A 19,216-nucleotide genomic window follows, 5' to 3' on the forward strand; every position below is an offset into this window, starting at 1 on the left:
CGGAGCTTACCCGGAACTTCCGACTGCATTGACAGGATCAGGCAATCGCTTGCCTGCGTTCCAGGAACCTGTCTGGCGCGCGCCTGAGACCAGGATTCAGGCGTTCAATGCATGGACGAAATTTGACCAGGAAATAAAATTCATCAGTGGGTGAACTGTTGTTTGAAAGTTGATGCCAAAGCTATTCAGGTCGCCAATAAATGGCGCTTGATGAACTATTATTGTCAATGGCTCGCGGTAATAAATAAACCCTGCAATTGTCGGTGTGCTTATTTGGTGCGCCGTGTGAATGTCTAGAGAAATAAACAGTAAGTGGAGCTCCGGTCGAGAGTTTGAGTCAAGGGAGCTCGATTGCCTCGTATCAAACAGGTGGTGGAGAAGAATCATGAAACATCAGCTTTTTTCAGGCGTTGTTTTTGCGGTTGCGGCCACGGTCATAGCACCGTTCGCTGTGTCAAATGCATTGGCGCAAGAAGCCCAGTCCGTCGCGGCAGATGGTTCGGATAGCGTCGGCGCTGGACGCGTCGCTGCGGATGGCTCGGATCACGTCGGTGCTGCCCGCGTTGCAGCAGATGGTTCGGATAACGTCGGCGCTGGACGTGTTGCGGCAGACGGTTCGGATAACGTCGGCGCCGGACGTGTTGCGGCAGATGGTTCGGATAACGTCGGCGCCGGACGTGTTGCGGCAGATGGTTCGGATAACGTCGGCGCCGGACGTGTTGCGGCAGACGGTTCGGATAACGTCGGCGCCGGGCGTGTTGCGGCAGACGGTTCGGATAACGTCGGCGCAGGACGTGTTGCGGCAGACGGTTCGGATAACGTCGGCGCCGGGCGTGTTGCGGCAGATGGTTCGGATAACGTCGGCGCTGGACGTGTTGCGGCAGACGGTTCGGATAACGTCGGCGCTGGACGTGTTGCGGCAGACGGTTCGGATAACGTTGGCGCTGGACGTGTTGCGGCAGACGGTTCGGATAACGTTGGCGCTGGACGCGTCGCTGCGGATGGTTCAGATCACGTCGGTGCCGCTCGCGTAGCAGAAGGTGGCTCGGATCATGTCGGTGCAGCCCGCGTTGCAGCGGATGGCTCGGATCATGTCGGCGCAGCACGTCTGGCTTACTCGCCTCGCGGTGGCATTGGTTCTGATCGGGTTGCCTCTACGTTCGTTGGCGGCAGTTACTCCGATCAGTTCAATACGCCAGTCAACCAGTAACCCTTGGGGCCTGGCTGGTTTCTGCGGCCTTGACAGCGTCAGGGCCGCGGGTGATGCGCTTGCCGGGTTTTGCAGCAATCTGGCTGGCTTGGCCGTCGCGCTGTTTACCGGTCCTGGCCTCGCTGATCAGCGCGGGGATCAACGGCCCTTCCGGCAGGTTCTTCCAGAAGCGGGCGGGAAGGTGTCCCTGCATGACCTTGGGATTAAGCCGCGCCGGATTGAAGATGTTGCGGTAGTAGGTCAGCCAGAGTTCGCCCTGAGGATCCTCGGGGTTGCGCGCCAGCTCCTGCCACGCAAGCGGGCAGACTCGTTCGTGGGTAAGCTGTTTACCGTCGAAATAAACCCCATCCTCCGGTGTCGCAATCATCCAGCGATGCAGACCCATGCGGCCAATAAAGTGCTGGCTGGCGCTGTGCAGGATGTCATGGGCAGGCTCATGCCATGCAACGTATTGGGGACGAAGCGATTCCAGCCGTGATCGCTCCTGGGGTGACAATTCCACAGGCAATTCCAACGGCGGCAGCTCTACAAAGCGCAAAAATGCATGCAAGTGATGAGCTTCGCGGCTCACCTGTTTGATCCGTCGATGCAGTTCACTGCCCAACTTGTCGCCAGCCAGCATGGCCGTGCGATCGCCATGACTGACCCGCCACAAAACCTCATACAACAGGCTCCAGCGTTGTTCGCCCCGATAACCTGCAGCGTTGGCCAGCAGTTCGATCAGCGCCAAGGGTATGCGCGCCTGAAACGGGCCGGCTTGCTGTGGGTAATGCTCGTCCGTGGCAAACAGGTCTTTGGCGACGTCTGACGGCCAGCTCACCTGACTGGGATCAATTTCGTGGCTGAGCAACCAGCGCGCTTGCTGCCGCCAAGTCTCGAAAAGATTGTCGCAATCAAGGCTGATCATCCCCATAACCCCAGCTGCTGTGGTTGCGGTTTATCGCGCAGTTGCAGGTGCAGCAGTTCGCTGGTGGTTTCAGCCTGAGGCGGGTGGTAATCACTGGTGATGATAAAGGGCTTGGCCTTGGCCAGCACGCAACGCAGGCGGGTCAGGTCTTCGTAGCGAATCCGCCGTTGCAGGCGCAGCTCGACCAGTCGCTTGGTGGTGCGAATGCCGATCCCTGGAATACGCGCGATCAGCGAGGCTTCGGCACGATTCAGGTCCAGCGGGAAAACGTCTCGATTGGCCAGGGCCCAGGCCAGTTTCGGGTCGATATCCAGCGCCAGATGCCCCGGTCCCTTGAACAGTTCATTGACTTTGAAGCCGTAACCGCGCAACAGGAAATCCGCCTGATACAAACGATGCTCCCGCATCAAGGGCGGGGCGGCCAGCGGTACGCTTTTCGGGCTGTTGGGAATAGGGCTGAACGCCGAGTAATAGACGCGGCGCAAACCGAAGTCGCCGTAGAGTGATTCGGCGCTGTGCAAGATAGTGCTGTCGTCGGTGTCATCGGCGCCCACGATCATCTGCGTGCTTTGCCCGGCCGGCACGAACCGCGGCGCCCGCGGTTCGTTGAGGATGGTTTGCTGCCCGGTGTAAATGGTTTGCATGGCTTGCTTGATGGAGACCACGTCTTTTTCCGGGGCGAGGGTCTTGAGGCCCAGGTCAGTCGGCAACTCGATATTGACGCTGAGGCGATCGGCATAGCGGCCGGCCTGTTCAATCAGCAGCGGATCAGCTTCCGGGATGGTCTTGAGATGGATGTAACCACGAAAGTTATGTTCTTCGCGCAACAGCCGGGCGACTTCGATCAGCTGTTCCATGGTGTAGTCCGCCGAGCGAATGATCCCCGAACTCAGAAACAGCCCGCTGACGCAGTTGCGCCGGTAGAAATCCAGGGTCAGGGTGACCACTTCCGCAGGGCTGAAACGTGCGCGGGGCACATCGCTTGAGCGGCGGTTGACGCAGTATTGGCAGTCATACAGGCAGAAATTGGTCAGCAGGATTTTCAGCAACGAAACGCAGCGGCCGTCCGGCGTATAGCTGTGACAGATGCCCATGCCATTGCTGGAACCCAATCCGGCCTTGCCCTCGGAGCTGCGCTTGGGCGCGCCGCTGCTGGCGCAGGATGCGTCGTACTTGGCGGCGTCAGCGAGGATGCTGAGCTTATCGATCAGCTGCATGGAAAACTCCGTTACTGTTTGGATATACAGTAATCGCTCAATGCATCGGGTTCAAGGAATGGATCGCCTGCGGCGTGACGCTGGTCGGAAAGGCGACGCACGCGCACGGCGCTTCGCTGCGCAGGCATTCGCAGGTAATGTGCGCAATCCAATGCCGGTCACTGTTCAACGCCGCGCACTCTCATCAGGAATCACCCATGCAACTGGAATGGCTGGAAGACTTCATCGAGCTGGCGCGCACGCGGAGTCTGTCCCGGGCGGCGGAAATTCGTTGCGTGACGCACCCGGCGTTTGGGCGACGCATCAAGGCGCTGGAGGATTGGTTCGGTGTGCCCTTGATCGAACGTAAACAACCGCTGTCGCTGACGCCAGCCGGACTGTTGTTTCTCGAGGCTGCCAGCCAATCCCTGGGCCTGTTGACGGCGGCCCGCGCGCAATTTCAGAGTGTCGGGCTCAATCGTGACGAGCCGTTGCGAATTGCCACCGGACGAACCCTGGCCAGTAATTTTTTCCCGGACTGGTACGAGACGCTCAATCAGCGTTTTGGCTCGTTCCCGGTGTCCCTGGTCACCAGCGGTTCGCAGGAAGCTATCGGTCGAGTGTCGGCGGGGGACGTGGATTTGCTGCTGATTTTTTCCAGTCCCTTGACCCAGATTCTGATCGATCCCGAACGGTTCGATTCGCTGGTTCTGGCCCGTGAAGAGATGATCCCGGTCAGTGCACCTGATGCCAACGGCCAACCGCGTTTTCAGATCACGCCGGATGGCGGCGCTTCGAGTGTTCCGTGGCTGGCTTTCTCGCCGACCCTGGCATTGCGCGGGGTACTCGCCCAGCACTTGGCCAACTTGCCCCAGCGGCTGGCGTTGCGCATGACCTATCAAGCCGATTCCTATGAGTCGATCCTGCAGATGGCCAAGCGCGGCAATGGTCTGGCCTGGCTGCCGCGCATGGTGGTCAGGGCTGCGTTGCAGGAAGGGGAATTGGTGGTCGCCGGTGGGCCGGAGTTGACCATCGGATTTGATATTTCCCTGCATCGACGCCGTTCAAACCAGGCCGAGCAGGTAATGAGGATCTGGCGCGGCCTGGCAGAAGATGCACCGATAGAGGGCAAATGAAAAAAACTTCGCGACGTCGCGGCGGCTGAAAGCCAGCAGCGGTGCCCGGCGTGCCAATTGGGCTCAAGGATGTGCCCAAACAGCAATTGTTCCGGCATAAGTGTTGATTCAAGTTAGTCCCAGGGTGAACGAATCAGGCATCTTCAGCTGTTCGAGCACTCCCGCTGATAAAAATATCGCAAGTGCATTGTCGCCCTGACCATTCGACAAGAGCACTTGCCTCTGAGAAGCCGGGGCTCATTCATGACACTTCAAACCACTGCAACGCACGCTTCAATCGCCAGGCCAAAGCGAGGTCCGTGGAAGGAAATTGTTGCGGCCAGTATTGGTAACGCACTCGAATTCTATGACCTGCTGATCTACGGCTACTTCGCGGTGGTCATCGGCAAGCTGTTTTTCCCCTCGGATAATGAAACCACGTCGCTGTTGCTCAGCGTCGGTTCGTTCGGTATTTCCTTCCTCATGCGTCCGCTGGGCGCGATGGTGCTGGGTTCCTATGCGGACCGGGCAGGGCGCAAGGCTTCGCTGACGATGTCGATCCTGATCATGATGATCGGTACGGCGATGATCACCTTTACGCCGTCGTACCAGCAGATTGGGGTCGCCGCGCCGTTGATCATCATCGTTGCGCGGATGCTGCAGGGCTTTTCCACTGGTGGCGAGTTCGGCGCCGCGACGGCCTTCATGGTCGAGCACGCCGATGCCAAGCGCCGGGGCTTTTTCGCCAGCTGGCAGTTGTCGACCCAAGGCCTGGCAACGGTTTTGGCCGCTGGCGTCAGTGCGCTGCTGAGTTATGTGTTGACCGACGTGCAGCTCAACGATTGGGGCTGGAGAGTCGCGTTCGGCGTCGGTTTGTTGATCGGCCCGGTCGGTTTCTACATCCGCAGCCAGATCGACGAAACCCCGGACTTCCAGAAAGTCGCCGCAGCCGCCGATTCGCCAAAAAGAACACCGCTGCGCGATGTGCTGATCAAAGGCCACGTCAGCCTGTTGCTGGCCATCGGTGTCGTCGCCGGCGCCACGGCGTTCAACTACGTGCACAAGCTGTACATGCCGACCTACGCCCTCAAACAGCTGCACATTGCTGCGACTTCCTCGTACATGGGCGCCCTGGTGACCGGCGTGACCTTGATGTTCATGGCGCCAGTGTTCGGCACGCTGTCCGACACGCATGGCCGATTCCGGGTGCTGAGTATTGCGCTGTTGATCACCGGCCTGTCGTCGTACCCGATGTTCGTCCTGCTCAATACCTATCCAACCGTAACCACGTTGTTGCTGGTGCAGGCCATCGTCGGGGTCTTGATTGCGGCGTGTCTGGGACCGATTCCGGCCATGCTCGCGGATATCTTCCCGACCAGCATTCGCGGCACGGGGCTAGCCCTGAGTTACAACTTTTCCGTCACCTTGTTCGGCGGTTTCGCGCCGCTGATCGTGACCTGGATGATCGAAGCCACCGGCAGCAAGCTGGCGCCGAGTTTCTACGTCATGGGCACTGCGCTGATCAGCGTGATCGCCGTCGTCGCCCTGGGCCGCCGTATGCGCGGCACCGTCCAGCACTGATATTCAACCCACCCATAACAAGATCATTCCATGCCAGCTCAACGGGGCTGGCGGATACACGCTTTTGACTGTCGGAGATTGCAATGAAGACCCTTGAGCAAGTTCGCGCAACGCTGCAACCGTACCCCATGGAAGTCGAGTTTCCGGACATCAGCCAATGGAAGACCGGCACTGATGGCGTTGAATACGTGCACAGTTTTGCCAGCGACGAGCCCGGCCCCCACGTGATGATCATGGCCCTGACCCACGGCAACGAAGTCAGCGGCGCGATTACCGTCGATGCGCTGTTGCGCGCAGGCATTCGCCCACGTCAGGGCCGTTTGACCCTGGCGTTCGGCAACGTCGACGCGTATCACAGCTTCGATCCGCAGGACATCGACGCGACTCGTTATATCGACGAGGACATGAACCGGGTCTGGCTGCCTGCGCGGCTCGACGGTGAAGAATCCACCGTCGAACTGAACCGGGCGCGGGCGCTGCGACCGATTATCGACAGCGTTGACTTGCTGCTCGATATTCACTCGATGCACGAAGAAGCCGCGCCGGTGATGATGAGCGGCGCACGCAGCAAAGGGCTGGAATTTGCCGCCGCGCTGGGCGTGCCGGAAACGGTGATCGTTGATGCCGGGCATCCCAACGGCAAGCGTATGCGCGATTACCAGGCCTTCAACGATGCCGCGAGCAAGAAGAACGCCTTGTTGATCGAAACCGGCCAGCACTTCTCCAAGCGCAGCGAGCGCGTCGCGCTGGATATCGCGGCACGCTTTCTGATCACTACCAAAGTGGTCGAGGAAAGTGACGTCGCGGCCTTCCTGTCGGCAGACAAACCGGTCGCGCAGCGCTTCTTGCAGGTGACTGAGCCGGTGGTCGCCAGCAGCATGGATTTCACCTTCAGCGAGGACTTTCGCGGGCTGGAACTGATCGAGCGCGCCGGTACGGTGATCGCCCGTGATGGCGAGCGCGACATTGTCACCCCGTACGACAATTGCGTGCTGGTCCAGCCTTCGTTGCGTCACCTTGGGCCTGGAGTCACGGTGGTACGACTGGCCAAAGTGATCGATCCGGCGACCCTGCATCTGCCCCGTTGATCAGCGTCGAATCAAGCGCTACAAACCCTGGCTCGCGCGGATCAGATCATAGGCTTTGCGGGCCAGCGGGTTGACCGTGTTGGGCCTGATCCACAAGTGGTAGGTCACATCGGGGAGACGCGGCAGGCCGTCGTTTTCCCCCAATACGCGCATGTCCGGCCCGAGCATTTCCATGCTCCGCGCCGTCACGCCCAGCCCGGCCCGGGTGGCGGCCTTGATACCGATCAGGTTCGAGGCCAGATACGCCTGGCGCCAGGCAATATTGGCGCGCTCCAGCGCCTCCAGCGCGTAGCGTCGATAGATGCTCGGTTCGTCGACGAGGATCAACGGCAGTGGCTCGTCTGGCACATGAATGTATTGCGCCGAGCAGATCCACCAGACCGGTGAAGTGCGCAGCGCAAAGCCTTCAAGCGTCGGATCTTCCCGGGTGGAAATCACCATGTCGACTTTGCCGCGATGCAAATCATCCATCAGGAACGGGCTGCGCCCGACGTCGATTTCCAGGCGCAGGCGCGGTGCTGAACGGGCGATGTGGCTGAGGATCGGCGGCAGGATGGTGTCGGCGATATCGTGAGGCGAACCGATGCGCAGCACGCCGCTCAAGCTGCTTTCACGCAGGGAATTAAGCGCCTCATCGTTGAGTGACAGCATCAGCCGCGCGTGCCGCAACAGCTGGCGGCCCGGTTCGGTCAGCTGCTTTTGCCTGCCCTGTTTTTGAAAAAGACCCACGCCCACCTGTTGTTCAAGGCGCTGCATGTGCTGGGTGACTGACGATTGGGTGCGCGCCAGCTGCGCGCCGGCCTCGGCGAAGCTGTGATGATCGACCACGGCAATGAACGTGCGGAGCAAATCCAGATCGAGCGTGGCGCTGGGCGAGACATCGTTATCGGACATGGTTTTTTACGGAATTCATATCAACGTAGGGGCTTAATACATTACGTATTTTTATATGAATGTGAAAAGCGTTTATTGAGTATTCAGGTTTAGGTCAATAAATACTGAGTTTTTGCCGTGTATGTCCAGCTATGAATACTGAAAGTTATAACCATATTTGATATTTGAATTTCCGTTCGTCGCTGGCTGTACCTAGGATGCCCACACATCAGGTCGGGGTACGCCGATCATCAGCCAGGGGAATTCCATGCCGAACACTCGTTTGCCAGCTTCAAAATCAATGCCCGCCGTGCTGGGTATTCTGTTCTCGCTGGCATTCAGCGGTTTGGTTCAGGCCGATGCAACCCTGGACAAAATCCAGGAGCGCCATCGTCTGGTGGTCGGCGTGTTGTTGTCCGGTGGCCCGTTTGGCTCCATCGACCCCGCCAATCAAAAGCCCAAGGGCTTGAACGTCGATCTGGCCGAAGACTTGGGCCGCCGACTGAATGCCGAAGTGGAGCTGGTGCCGGTGTTGCCCGCCAACCGCGTGCAGTTCTTGCAGCAGGGCAAGGTTGATTTGTTGATTGCCAATATGGAATGGACGGCCGAGCGCGGGCAGATTCTGGGTTCGGTGCCCACGCCTTTCTACCGTGTCGGCGGCACTGCCGCTGTGCTCAAGGACAGCAAGATCACCACCTGGCAGGACCTCAAGGGCCAGCCGGTCTGCACGTCTCAGGGCAGCAGCTACGTCAAGCCGCTGACTGAGTTCGGTGCTGAACTCAAAGCCTTCAAAAGCTCGTCGGAATCCTTGCTGGCGCTGCGCGGTAACAACTGCGTCGCCGCTGTTCACGATGCCACGCTGATCAATCCGCTGTTGGCTGATAACGCCGAATGGAAGGATTACCGCGCGATTTCCCCGGAACTCAACCCTGCGCCATCGGTGATCTGGACGCGTCTGGGCGAAACCGACACCCAGGCCAAGCTGGACGCGATCGTCAAGGATTGGCACCGCAGCGGCTTCCTGATCGAAGCGGAAAAACGCCATCACATCGCGCCTGCGTCTCCAGCGTTGGTGGAGTTGCACGACAAATTCAAAGGCTGAGGTCTGTAGAAGCAAGCCACGCGCCTACAGGTCTCTCCAGTCAAGGAATCTCCATGAACACATTCTTCGCCCGCAAAACCCTGACCGCCCTGGGCCTGGTGCTTTGCGCTGGCCTGGCCCACGCCGATGCGACCCTGGACAAGATCCAGCAGCGTCATAAGGTCAGCATCGGCGTGATTCTCAGCGGACCACCGTTCGGCACCATCGACCCGAAAACCGGCGAGCATCTGGGCTACAACGTCGAGTTGGCCAAAGGCATCGCCAAGCAACTGGGCGTCGAGCTGGAGACCGTTTCGGTACTGGCGCCCAATCGCGTGCAGTTCCTGCAACAGGGCAAGGTCGACCTGCTGATCGCCAACATGCAGTACACCGATGAGCGTGCGCAGATTCTTGATTACGCGCCGACACCATATGAAGAAGTCGGCGGCGCCGCGTTGATCCGCAAAGGCGCGGGCATCAGCAAGTGGGAAGACCTCAAAGGCAAACCGGTGTGCGTGTCCCAAGGCAGCAACTTCATCAAGCCGTTGCAGGAAACCTACGGCGCCGAGATCAAGGCCTTCCGCAGCCAGTCCGAATCGCTGCTGTCGTTGCGCGGCAATGGCTGCGTAGCGGCGGTGCACGTCAGCCCGACCATGCACGCGTTGCTCGACGATGCCGATTGGTCTGGCTACGAAACGCCGCTGCCGAGCGACCTGATCCCGTCCAATTCGGTGATCTGGGTACGCAAGGGTGAACACGACGTGCAGGCCAGACTCGACGCGATCATTCGCGACTGGCATCGCAGCGGCTGGTTGATCGATGTCGGTCAGCGCACTGGCATGGCACCGTCCCAGGCTTTGCGTGAGCTGCACGAAAAGTATAAAGGCGCCGCACCTCTGGCCGTAACGCCATGAGTGCAGCCCTGTTCCAGGCCTTGCAACAGCTGTTGGGCGCCAACCACGTGCAGAGCAGCGAACAGGCCAGCCCGTTGCTGACCGACAAACAAGGCACGTATGTCGGGCAGGTCATCGCGGCGGTGCATCCGGCCAACACCGAAGAAGTCGCCGCCGTGGTGCGCTTGTGCGTCGCCCATGCGGCCCCTATTGTGGTGCAGGGCGGCAACACCGGCCTGATGGGCGCAGCGACGCCGGACAGCAGCGGCACGTCGGTGTTGCTGCTGCTGGACCGCTTGAATCACGTGCGTGCGGTTGATACCGACAACGACACGCTGACCGTCGAGGCGGGCTGCATTCTGCAAAACCTGCAGGACGTGGCGCGCGATGCCGGGCGTCTGTTTCCGTTGAGCCTGGGCGCGGAGGGCAGTTGCACCATTGGCGGCAACCTCGGCACCAACGCCGGCGGCACCGCTGTGCTGCGTTACGGCAACACGCGGGAGTTGACCCTCGGCCTGGAAGTGGTCACCGCCGAAGGTGAAATCTGGGACGGGCTGCGCGGTTTGCGCAAGGACAATACCGGTTACGACCTGCGCGATCTGTACATCGGCAGCGAAGGCACGCTGGGCATTATCACGGCGGCAACCCTCAAGTTGTTTCCGCTGCCCAAGGCGCAGGCCACGGCCTTGCTGGCGTTCGATTCATTGGCGCAGGCGGTGGATTTGCTGTCCCACGCCCGGGCCGGATTTGGCGCGAGCCTCACGGCCTTCGAATTGTTGACCGCTGACTGCCTGGTGTTGCTGCGCGAACAGTTTCCCGACGGGCCGCAGCCATTCCTGGATGCGCCGCAGCCCTGGTTTGCGCTGTTGGAGCTCTCGGACAACCACAGCGAAGCCCATGCACGACAAACCTTCGAAGAGGTGCTCGGCGAAGCATTCGAGTCGGGTTTGCTGGCGGACGCCTTGATTGCCGAAAGCCTGGCTCAGAGTGAAGCGCTCTGGCTGCTGCGCGAGAACATGAGCGAGGCGCAGAAACGTGCCGGTCGCAACATGAAGCACGATATTTCAGTGCCGATTTCGCGGATCGTCGAATTCGTGGCGCACACCGATGCGCTGCTGCAAGAGCACTTTCCTGGCGTGCGCAACTTCACGTTCGGCCATCTGGGCGACGGCAATCTGCACTACAACGTAGCGCATCCGCTGGACTCCAGCGTCGAGGCGCACATGAAGAACTATGTGGCGTTGAGCGAGTTGGTTCACGACAGCGCCCATGCCCACGGCGGCTCCATCAGTGCCGAACATGGCATCGGTCAACGCAAGCTGGCGATGTTGCCCCGTTACAAAAGCCCGGTGGAACTGGATCTGATGCGGCGCATCAAGCGCGCCCTGGATCCGCAGAATCTGCTTAATCCGGGCAAGGTATTTGCCTTGGACGACGACGGAGAATCCCTATGAGCGTGCGTCTGTCAAAACGCGTGCAGCGCGTCACGCTGTCCGCCAATGCAGCGGCGAAATCCCGAGTGACTGCGTTGCGTGACGCGGGCGTCGATATTCTCGATCTGACCACCGGCGAGCCGGATTTCGATACCCCGGAACACATCAAGCAAGCGGCTTACGCCGCGATTGGCGCAGGCGACACCAAATACACGCCGACCCCCGGCGTGCGGGCCTTGCGCGAAGCTGTGCAAAGCAAGCTCAAGCGCGAGAACCGTCTGGATTACCCGTTGCCGTCCATCGTGATTGCCAACGGCGCGAAACAGATCATTTACAACGCCTTTGCCGCGACCCTGGACGACGGCGATGAAGTGTTGGTGCCGGTTCCCTACTGGCCGTCGTTCCCGGACAGCGTGCGGTTCAGCGGTGGCGAGCCAGTGTTCATCGAGTGCGGTCTGGAGCAGGGCTGCAAGCTGACGCCGACTCAACTGGAGCAACACATCACCGAGCGCACCCGCTGGTTGATCCTCAACGGTCCCGGCAACCCGAGCGGCGCGGTGTACAGCGAGGCAGAACTGCTGGCGCTGGCCGAGGTGCTGCGCGGTCATCCGCAGGTGCTGGTTTTGCTCGACGAGCTCTACGAGCACATCCGTTTTGATAATCATTCGGCGCTGAACCTGCTTAACGTCGCGCCGGATCTGCAATCCCGCTGCCTGCTGGTGGGCGGCGTGTCGAAAACCTACGCCATGACCGGCTGGCGCATCGGTTTTGGCGCCGGGCCAAAAGAACTGACCACCGCCATGACCGTGGTGCAATCGCAGTCCACCTCCGGCGCGTCTTCGGTGGGGCAGGCGGCGGCTTTAGCGGCGTTTGAGGGCGGGCTGGGATTCCTCCCGGAACAGGTTGCGGCGTATCAGCAGCGCCGGGATTTGCTGGTTTCGGCATTGAGCGCCGTGCAAGGCTTGCAAGTGCTGGAGCCACAAGGCGGATTCTTCGTGTTTGTGCGTTGCGCAGGTTTGCTCGGTCGTTATCGCCCGGACGGCGTGCGCCTGGACAGCGACGCTGACGTGGTGGACTGGCTGCTGGAATCCGGTGTCGCCGGTGTCGCGGGCAGCGCTTACGGTCTATCGCCGTGGTTTCGCCTGTCGATTGCCACCGCCACCAGCAGCGTTGCCGAAGCGGGTCGCCGCATTGCGATTGCCTGTGAGCGCCTGTTGATCGAGGTGCCGCAATGAGTCATTGGCTGGAACTGTTCGTTCACTGGACTGCGGGTTTTGGTCTCAATTACAGCTTCCTGCTGGATGCTTATCAACGCGGCTCGATGGTGGACGGTGCGCTGACCAGTATTCTGCTGTGCGCTTTCACCATTGTCGGCAGCCTGCTGGTTGGCGTCGCGCTGGCAGCGATGTTGACCTCGGGCAAAGGTTATCTGGCGACTCCGGCGCGGGTATTCATCGAAGTCACCCGCAACACGCCGACGCTGGTGCAGTTGTATTGCGCGTTTCTGGTGTTGAACATGCTGTTGACCCAGGCGGTCGGCGCGGCCAATCCGCTGACGCCGTTTGCCTGGGTGGTGATCGTGATTTCCCTGCACAAGGGCGCGTTTCACGCTGAAGCCTTGCGCGCCGGCATCGAAGCGGTGCCGGCCGTGACTCTGGAAGCCGCCAGTTCCCTGGCGTTCAGCAGTCGCCAGTTGTTGTGGAATGTGCAGCTGCCGTTGGCCCTGCGCTTTGCGCTGCCATCGCTGATCAACAACCTGATCGACCTGGTGAAAATGACCGCTGTTGCCTCGGCCATCGCCGTGGGCGACATCACTTATGCGGCGATCATGATCTGGACCCAGAGCGATAACGTGCTGGAACTCATGATCCTGATCCTGTCGTTCTTCGGCTTGCTGAGCTTTGTCGTCAATTGTGTAGGTCGCGCCCTTGAATCGCGCCTGAGGATGCCCGGCTATGGCCATTGATTCATCTGCCGTTGCGCCGCTGGCCTGGCCGCGTCGCCATATGGGCAAACTGGTCGTGCTGCTGGCCGCATTTGCCTGGCTGATAGTTGCCGCGCCGCACAGCCCGGTGTTTCTGGCCTTGGTGCAATGGTCCCCGGCGCTGGCGAAAGGTTTCGGGCAGAACATTCTGATCAGCCTGGTGGCTATCGGTCTGGGTTCAGTCATGGGGCTGCTGATCGGTGCGCTGGCGCTTTCGCCGACCTGGCTGCTGCGTTTGCCGGCACGCATTTGGGTGCAAATCTTCCGCAACGCGCCGTGGCTGGTCTTGATCTACTTCACGACCTATGTGTTCCCGTTCGAGATTCATATTGGCAGCTCGTACGTATCGTTCCCTGATTGGGTAAAGGTGACCATCGGCCTGGCGCTGCCCGCCAGTGCCAACGTCGCGGAGATCTTCCGTGGCGCCATCGCCTCGATCCCCAGCACGCAATGGGAAGCGGCGCGCTCCCTGGCTTTTACGCGCTGGCAGATTTTCACCTCGATCATCCTCCCGCAGTGCTTCAAACGCATGTTGCCGCCGTGGATGAACCTGTACGCGGTGATCACCATGGGCACCGCGCTGGCTTCCTTGGTGGGCGTGCATGACGTGATCGACACCGCGCAGATCGCCAGCAATACCGTCAACCAGACTGGGTTCACCGTACTGATCTACTTCAGTTTGCTGGCGTTGTTCTTCGCTTATTGCTACCCGATTTCCCGACTGACCCAACGCCTGGAGCGCCGTTATGCCTTCTATTGAAACCGCTTCGCAGCCCTTGGTCAGCCTGCGTGACCTGCATTTGTCATTTGGCAGCAATCATGTGCTCAAAGGCATCGACCTTGACGTGCAGCGCGGCCAGGCAGTGTCGATCATCGGTCCATCCGGCTCGGGTAAATCGACCATCCTGCGCTGCATCACCGGCTTGTTGCCGACCCAGCGCGGCACGATTCGCGTTGGCGACACCGAAGTGGACAAGCTGGCCAATGAAGCGCAGCGCATCGAACTGCGTAAACGCGTGGGTTTCGTGTTTCAGCAATACAACTTGTTCCCGCATTTGTCGGTGCTGGAAAACCTGGTGATCGCGCCGCGCAAGGTGCTGGGGCGCAATCGCGCCGACGCCGAGCAGGAAGCCCGCGCCTTGCTGGCCAAGGTTCGCATGGAGCACAAGGCTGATGCTTATCCGGGGCAACTGTCCGGTGGCCAGCAACAGCGTGTGGCGATTGCTCGCGCCCTGGCGATGCGCCCTGAATTGATCCTGTTCGATGAGGTGACTTCGGCGCTGGACCCGGAAACCGTTGGTGAAGTGCTGACGGTGATTCGCGAGCTGACCGAAGAGGGCATGACCTGTGTGCTGGTCACCCACGAAATGCGTTTCGCCGAGGAAATCAGCGACGTGGTGTATTTCACCGAAAACGGCCTGATTGTCGAACACGGCAGTGCCGAACAGATTTTTCAGCACCCGACCAGTGAACGTACCCACGAATTCCTGCGTCATGCCCTGGGCGATGCCGGGCGGCGTCCGGTGCCCAAGGGTGATCCGTTTTTGTTGAGCAATATCAGCCGTTACAGCTTGTCCGTTTGAATGACCAGAAGACCTGCGAAGCAGGCGTTACCTGCGTGCAGTTTTATAAAAAACCGACTGCAATGACCTCCCAGGAGTATTTTTCATGACTACCGAAACCCGTGCCCAAGCCATCGAGACGCTTCTCGAGCAAGTCCGCGTCATCAACAAGCGCGGCGTAGACCGTGCTGCGCTGCAGGAAATCATCGGCCTGCTCGAAGGGCTGGCCGCGCGTCACGATCTGTTCAATTTCGACGCGTTCCCGTCGCCGGTGCCGGGCGAGGGCGACACCGCCTTTCGCTACCGTTTGAACGATGATGGCGAGACGCCAACGCTGTACATGAACTCGCTGCTGCCGGGCAAGAAAACCCTGCCGCACAACCACGAAACCTGGGCGGTGATCGTTGCCGTGCAGGGTCAGGAAATCAATTACGTGTGGGCGCGCAGCGACGACGGCAGCGATCCGCAGTACGCCAAACTGGTGCTGGACAAGGAAGTTGTGGTTCAGCCGGGTACGCCGATCGGTTTCCTCGGCGATGACTTGCACGGCATCCTTGTCGAGGGTGAAACACCGACGCTGCACTTCCACTTGTACGGTCGCCCGCTGGAGTCGTTGAATGGCCGTTACGGCGTCAACGAAGAAGGCCGCGTGCTCAATTACAACGCCTCGCAAATGGCCCCGTCGATCAAGGCCTACGCATGATCGACCTTTATTACTGGCCCACCGGCAACGGCCTGAAAGTTGCTATCCTGCTCGAAGAACTCGGGCAGGAGTACCGCACGCTGCCGATCAACATTCGTACTGGCGAACAGAAGCAGGACAGCTTCCAGCGCCTGAGTGCCAACGGGCGGATTCCGGCGATTGTCGATCATGCACCGGATGCAGGTAATGAACCGCTGAGCCTGTTCGAGTCCGGCGCGATCCTCAATTATCTGGCCAACAAGGCCGGGCGCTTTTTGCCTGCCGCTGACAGCGTCGAACGCCAGCGAGTGCAGGAATGGCTGTTCTGGCAGGTCGGGCATATCACGCCGTATCTGAGCCAGTTGCAGCTGTTCAAGGAAAAGGCGCCCGAGCCGATTCCGTTTGCCCTGGACCTGCTCAACGCCGAAGCGACGCGTCTGTATGGCGTGCTGGAAAAACGTCTTGGCGAGGTGCCGTTTGTGGCGGGGGAATATTCCATCGCCGACATGGCGATTTTCCCGTGGATTCAGCCGCTGCGTCAGGGGCAGGATTTGGCTGTGTATCCAAACATCACCGCCTGGCGCGAACGCATCAAGGCCCGCCCGGCCGTGCAGCGTGCGTATGCCAAGGGCAGGGAAGTGGCGGCGGCTGAGCGGTCGTTGGCCTTGCAGTAAATCCAAGCAAAGACTGGTGGGAGCAAGCTTGCTCGCGAAGTCGATTTTCGGCTCGAAACGGGGCGGCTGTATTGGCCCTTTCGCGAGCAAGCTCGCTCCCACACAGTCTGTACAGAAGCTGTATTCATAACAAATCAGAGAACCCCATGAGCCAAATCATCACCCCGGCGCAGCTTCAGCACTGGCTGTTTGATGGACAGGAAATCGCCCTGTTCGACGTACGCGAGCATGGTCAGTACGGCGAGGCGCACCTGTTTCACGGGCAGAACCTGCCGTACAGCCGACTGGAACTGGAAGTGCCGCGTCTGGCGCCCAATCCTGTCGTGCGTCTGGTGATTTACGATCAGGACGGCACTGAGTTGGCGGCGCGCGCGGCGGCGCGTCTTGAAGCGCTGGGCTACACGCAGGTGCACATTCTGCGAGGCGGCGCCGAGGGTTGGCAGGCGGCCGGTTTGCAGTTGTTCGCAGGGGTGCATGTGCCATCCAAGGCCTTTGGCGAATTGGTGGAAGAGGCGAGTCACACGCCGCATATCAGCGCTGGCGAACTGGCTGGCTGGCAGGCCCGTGGCGAGCCGCTGCTGTTGCTGGACGGTCGCCCGTTCGATGAATACCGCAAGATGACCATTCCCGGCTCGATCTGCTGCCCCAACGGTGAACTCGGTTACCGCCTGCCTGAGCTGTTGCAGGACGAAACCACGCCCATCGTCGTCAACTGCGCCGGGCGCACCCGCAGCATCATCGGCGCCCAGACCTTGATCGATCTGGGCGTGAAAAACCCGGTCTATGCCCTGGAAAACGGCACCCAAGGCTGGTTTCTCGCGGACTTGCAGCTGGAGCATGGCAGCAGCCGTCGCTATCCGGACGCGGTATCGCCGCTCGCTCTGGCGAAACAACGCAGCGCTGCCCAGGCTTTGGCTCGGCGCGCTGGCGTCACGACGGTAAGTGCCGAGGTGGCAGCGACCTGGGCCGCCGATGCGCAGCGCAGTCTGTTTCTGTGTGACGTGCGCACTGCCGAAGAATTCACCGCAGGCACGCTGCGCGGTGCGCACCATACGCCCGGCGGGCAGTTGATTCAGTCCACTGATTTGTATGTCGGCGTGCGTCATGCGCGCCTGGTGCTGGTAGACAGCGACGGAATTCGCGCGCCGATTGTGGCCAGTTGGCTGCGCCAGTTGGGCCACGATGCTTATGTGCTGGAAGGCGGAATCGATTCTGGTTTTGGGCTTGATGCTGCCCTCGATGTCGCACGTCTGGTTGCCGGGCCGTCGTTGCCGACTATCAGCGCACCTGAGCTGAGCGATGCGCTAAAAGACGCCGCCGTGGCAGTGATCGATCTGCGCCCAAGCATGAGTTTTCGCAAGGGCCATATTCAAGGCTCGCGCTGGTCGATTCGCTCGTTGCTCGCCGCCGCAGTTGCTGACGAGCATCGGCCGCTGGTGTTGGTCGCCGACAGTCCGGAAGTGGCCCAGCTGGCCGTGCTGGAACTGCCTGACGCTCAGCGTTCTCATGTGCGCCTGCTGGATGGCGGTTTACAAGCCTGGCAGGACGCGGGGCTGGCGGTGATAGAAGATGCCGCCGCGCTACCGGATGAGCAATGCATCGATTTTCTGTTCTTCACCCACGACCGTCACTCCGGTAACAAGGATGCGGCGCGGCAATATCTGGCCTGGGAAATCGGCCTGTTGGCGCAGATGACCGACGCGGAAATCGCCAGCCTCATGCCGCTCAATGCAAAAAAGCCTGAGCGCTCGTCGGCAGATCCTTTGGTGCGCACCCGGCTGGTCCATGCCGCGCGCACTGAAAAGGGCAGCGGTGGACGCGGGGTGAATGTGCCGGTCACGCGTTTAAGCACGGTGCTGTTCGACAGCCTCGGGCAGATGCGTGACGCACGCAAACGCCGGGATAGCGAGCGCGTATTGAGTTACGGCGCGCGTGGCAATCCGACTGCTTTCGCCCTGGAGGATCTGGTCAGCGAACTGGAAGGCGGTCATCGCAGCAAGCTGTTCGCCACCGGATTGGCGGCCGTCGCGCAGACGTTCCTGGCGTACCTGCGGCCCGGCGATCATGTGCTGATTACCGATGCGGTGTACGGCCCGGTTCGCCGCCTGGCTAAAGACTTTTTGCAGCCATTCGGCATCGAGGTGGAGTATTTCGCTGCGGATGGGCGGGGCATCGAAGGGCAGCTGCGCAGCAATACCAAAATGGTCTACGCCGAAGTACCGGGTTCGCTGCTGTACGAACTGTGCGATCTGCCAGCGATTGCCGCGTTATGCAAACCGCGAGGCATTCTGCTCGCGGTCGATAACACCTGGGGCTCGGGCTATCTGTACCGGCCACTGACCCTTGGCGCGGATATTTCGATCATGGCCCTGACCAAGTATGTGTGCGGTCATAGCGATGTGGTCATGGGCAGCGTCTGTACCACGCAAGCGGCCTGGCCTGCGTTGGCGCGCATGAGCGACAGTTTCGGCAATACCGTCAGCCCGGACGATGCGTATCTGGTGCTGCGCGGCGCCCGAACCCTGGCGGCGCGCATGGAAGTGCATGAGCGCCAGGCACTGGAAATCGCCCATTGGCTGCAAGCGCGGCCGCAAGTCAAACGCGTGTTCCATCCGGCCTTGAACGATCACCCGGATCACGCGCTGTTCAGACGCGATTTCAGTGGCAGCAACGGCTTGTTGTCCTTTGAGCTGGCGGACGCAGACCCTGCGCAACTGGAGCGTTTCATTGGCGCCCTGGAGCTGTTTGGTCTGGGCGCTTCATGGGGCGGTTACGAAAGCCTGATTACCGTGGCGGATGTCAGTGATCGCAACAATGTGGCCGACAAGGCCCTGAATCCGCTGCTGCGTCTGCACATCGGGCTGGAAGATGTGGCCGCGTTGCAAGCGGACCTGAACCGAGGTTTCGCCGCGATAAAAGGGTGATGACGCGGCTAAG

17 protein-coding genes are annotated in these 19,216 nt (G+C 60.4%); 14 read left to right on the forward strand and 3 right to left on the reverse strand.

Annotation, left to right across the window (positions count from 1 at the left end; all coding sequences use genetic code 11):
• The first annotated feature begins 385 nt into the window (after positions 1–385).
• Positions 386–1,210 (forward strand): hypothetical protein, encoded by an 825-nt coding sequence (locus AFK24_RS32180; RefSeq protein ID WP_205884888.1) that lies wholly within the window; start codon positions 386–388, stop codon positions 1,208–1,210.
• Here the strand turns inward: AFK24_RS32180 and AFK24_RS28410 are convergent.
• A complete protein-coding gene (locus AFK24_RS28410) occupies positions 1,200–2,123 on the reverse strand; it encodes a TIGR03915 family putative DNA repair protein (RefSeq protein ID WP_240500475.1) in 924 nt (307 codons plus the stop codon). The genes AFK24_RS32180 and AFK24_RS28410 overlap by 11 nt on opposite strands.
• A complete protein-coding gene (locus tag AFK24_RS28415) occupies positions 2,114–3,334 on the reverse strand; it encodes a putative DNA modification/repair radical SAM protein (protein ID WP_065836412.1) in 1,221 nt (406 codons plus the stop codon). Before AFK24_RS28415 ends, AFK24_RS28410 begins: the two co-directional genes overlap by 10 nt.
• 197 nt (positions 3,335–3,531) lie before the next feature.
• Between AFK24_RS28415 and AFK24_RS28420 the strand changes: the two genes are divergently transcribed.
• The 3 genes from AFK24_RS28420 to AFK24_RS28430 all read left to right on the forward strand — a co-directional run bounded on the left by AFK24_RS28420 (position 3,532) and on the right by AFK24_RS28430 (position 7,097).
• The gene (locus AFK24_RS28420; RefSeq protein ID WP_065836413.1) at positions 3,532–4,449 is read left to right on the forward strand and encodes a LysR family transcriptional regulator; all 918 of its coding nucleotides are present in this window, start codon (positions 3,532–3,534) and stop codon (positions 4,447–4,449) included.
• Positions 4,450–4,692: 243 nt separating this feature from the next.
• Positions 4,693–6,009, forward strand: coding sequence for an MFS transporter (locus AFK24_RS28425; RefSeq protein WP_065836414.1), 1,317 nt, complete (start codon positions 4,693–4,695; stop codon positions 6,007–6,009).
• 83 nt (positions 6,010–6,092) lie between these two features.
• Positions 6,093–7,097, forward strand: coding sequence for a succinylglutamate desuccinylase/aspartoacylase domain-containing protein (locus AFK24_RS28430; RefSeq protein ID WP_065836415.1), 1,005 nt, complete (start codon positions 6,093–6,095; stop codon positions 7,095–7,097).
• Between the two features lie 18 nt (positions 7,098–7,115).
• Here the strand turns inward: AFK24_RS28430 and AFK24_RS28435 are convergent, their stop codons facing one another.
• Positions 7,116–7,991: a LysR substrate-binding domain-containing protein gene (locus AFK24_RS28435; protein ID WP_065836416.1), complete on the reverse strand. Its 876-nt coding sequence runs from the start codon at positions 7,989–7,991 to the stop codon at positions 7,116–7,118.
• Positions 7,992–8,238: 247 nt separating this feature from the next.
• Between AFK24_RS28435 and AFK24_RS28440 the strand changes: the two genes are divergently transcribed.
• The 10 genes from AFK24_RS28440 (at position 8,239) to metC (ending at position 19,203) form a co-directional block, all read left to right on the forward strand.
• Entirely contained in the window at positions 8,239–9,072 is an 834-nt protein-coding gene (locus AFK24_RS28440; protein WP_065836417.1) for a transporter substrate-binding domain-containing protein, read from the forward strand.
• Between the two features lie 53 nt (positions 9,073–9,125).
• Positions 9,126–9,965, forward strand: a complete 840-nt coding sequence (locus tag AFK24_RS28445; RefSeq protein ID WP_065836418.1) for a transporter substrate-binding domain-containing protein — start codon at positions 9,126–9,128, stop codon at positions 9,963–9,965.
• Positions 9,962–11,398, forward strand: coding sequence for an FAD-binding oxidoreductase (locus tag AFK24_RS28450; protein ID WP_065836419.1), 1,437 nt, complete (start codon positions 9,962–9,964; stop codon positions 11,396–11,398). Before AFK24_RS28445 ends, AFK24_RS28450 begins: the two co-directional genes overlap by 4 nt.
• Positions 11,395–12,612 carry an aminotransferase class I/II-fold pyridoxal phosphate-dependent enzyme gene (locus AFK24_RS28455; RefSeq protein ID WP_065836420.1) on the forward strand — a complete coding sequence of 406 codons (1,218 nt, stop codon included), beginning with the start codon at positions 11,395–11,397 and terminating at the stop codon, positions 12,610–12,612. The genes AFK24_RS28450 and AFK24_RS28455 overlap by 4 nt, the downstream gene beginning before the upstream one ends.
• Positions 12,609–13,343: an amino acid ABC transporter permease gene (locus tag AFK24_RS28460; protein WP_065836421.1), complete on the forward strand. Its 735-nt coding sequence runs from the start codon at positions 12,609–12,611 to the stop codon at positions 13,341–13,343. The genes AFK24_RS28455 and AFK24_RS28460 overlap by 4 nt, the downstream gene beginning before the upstream one ends.
• On the forward strand, positions 13,333–14,121 hold the full coding sequence (locus AFK24_RS28465) for an amino acid ABC transporter permease (RefSeq protein WP_065836422.1): 789 nt from the start codon (positions 13,333–13,335) through the stop codon (positions 14,119–14,121). Before AFK24_RS28460 ends, AFK24_RS28465 begins: the two co-directional genes overlap by 11 nt.
• Positions 14,108–14,944: an amino acid ABC transporter ATP-binding protein gene (locus tag AFK24_RS28470; protein ID WP_065836423.1), complete on the forward strand. Its 837-nt coding sequence runs from the start codon at positions 14,108–14,110 to the stop codon at positions 14,942–14,944. The genes AFK24_RS28465 and AFK24_RS28470 overlap by 14 nt, the downstream gene beginning before the upstream one ends.
• 85 nt (positions 14,945–15,029) lie before the next feature.
• Positions 15,030–15,626 (forward strand): cysteine dioxygenase, encoded by a 597-nt coding sequence (locus tag AFK24_RS28475; RefSeq protein WP_065836424.1) that lies wholly within the window; start codon positions 15,030–15,032, stop codon positions 15,624–15,626.
• The gene (locus AFK24_RS28480; RefSeq protein WP_065836425.1) at positions 15,623–16,279 is read left to right on the forward strand and encodes a glutathione S-transferase N-terminal domain-containing protein; all 657 of its coding nucleotides are present in this window, start codon (positions 15,623–15,625) and stop codon (positions 16,277–16,279) included. Before AFK24_RS28475 ends, AFK24_RS28480 begins: the two co-directional genes overlap by 4 nt.
• Before the next feature lie 146 nt (positions 16,280–16,425).
• On the forward strand, positions 16,426–19,203 hold the full coding sequence (gene metC / locus AFK24_RS28485) for a cystathionine beta-lyase (RefSeq protein ID WP_065836426.1): 2,778 nt from the start codon (positions 16,426–16,428) through the stop codon (positions 19,201–19,203).
• Positions 19,204–19,216 lie beyond the last annotated feature (13 nt).

Source organism: Pseudomonas syringae, assembly GCF_001698815.1.
GTDB classification, from domain to species: domain Bacteria; phylum Pseudomonadota; class Gammaproteobacteria; order Pseudomonadales; family Pseudomonadaceae; genus Aquipseudomonas; species Aquipseudomonas syringae_A.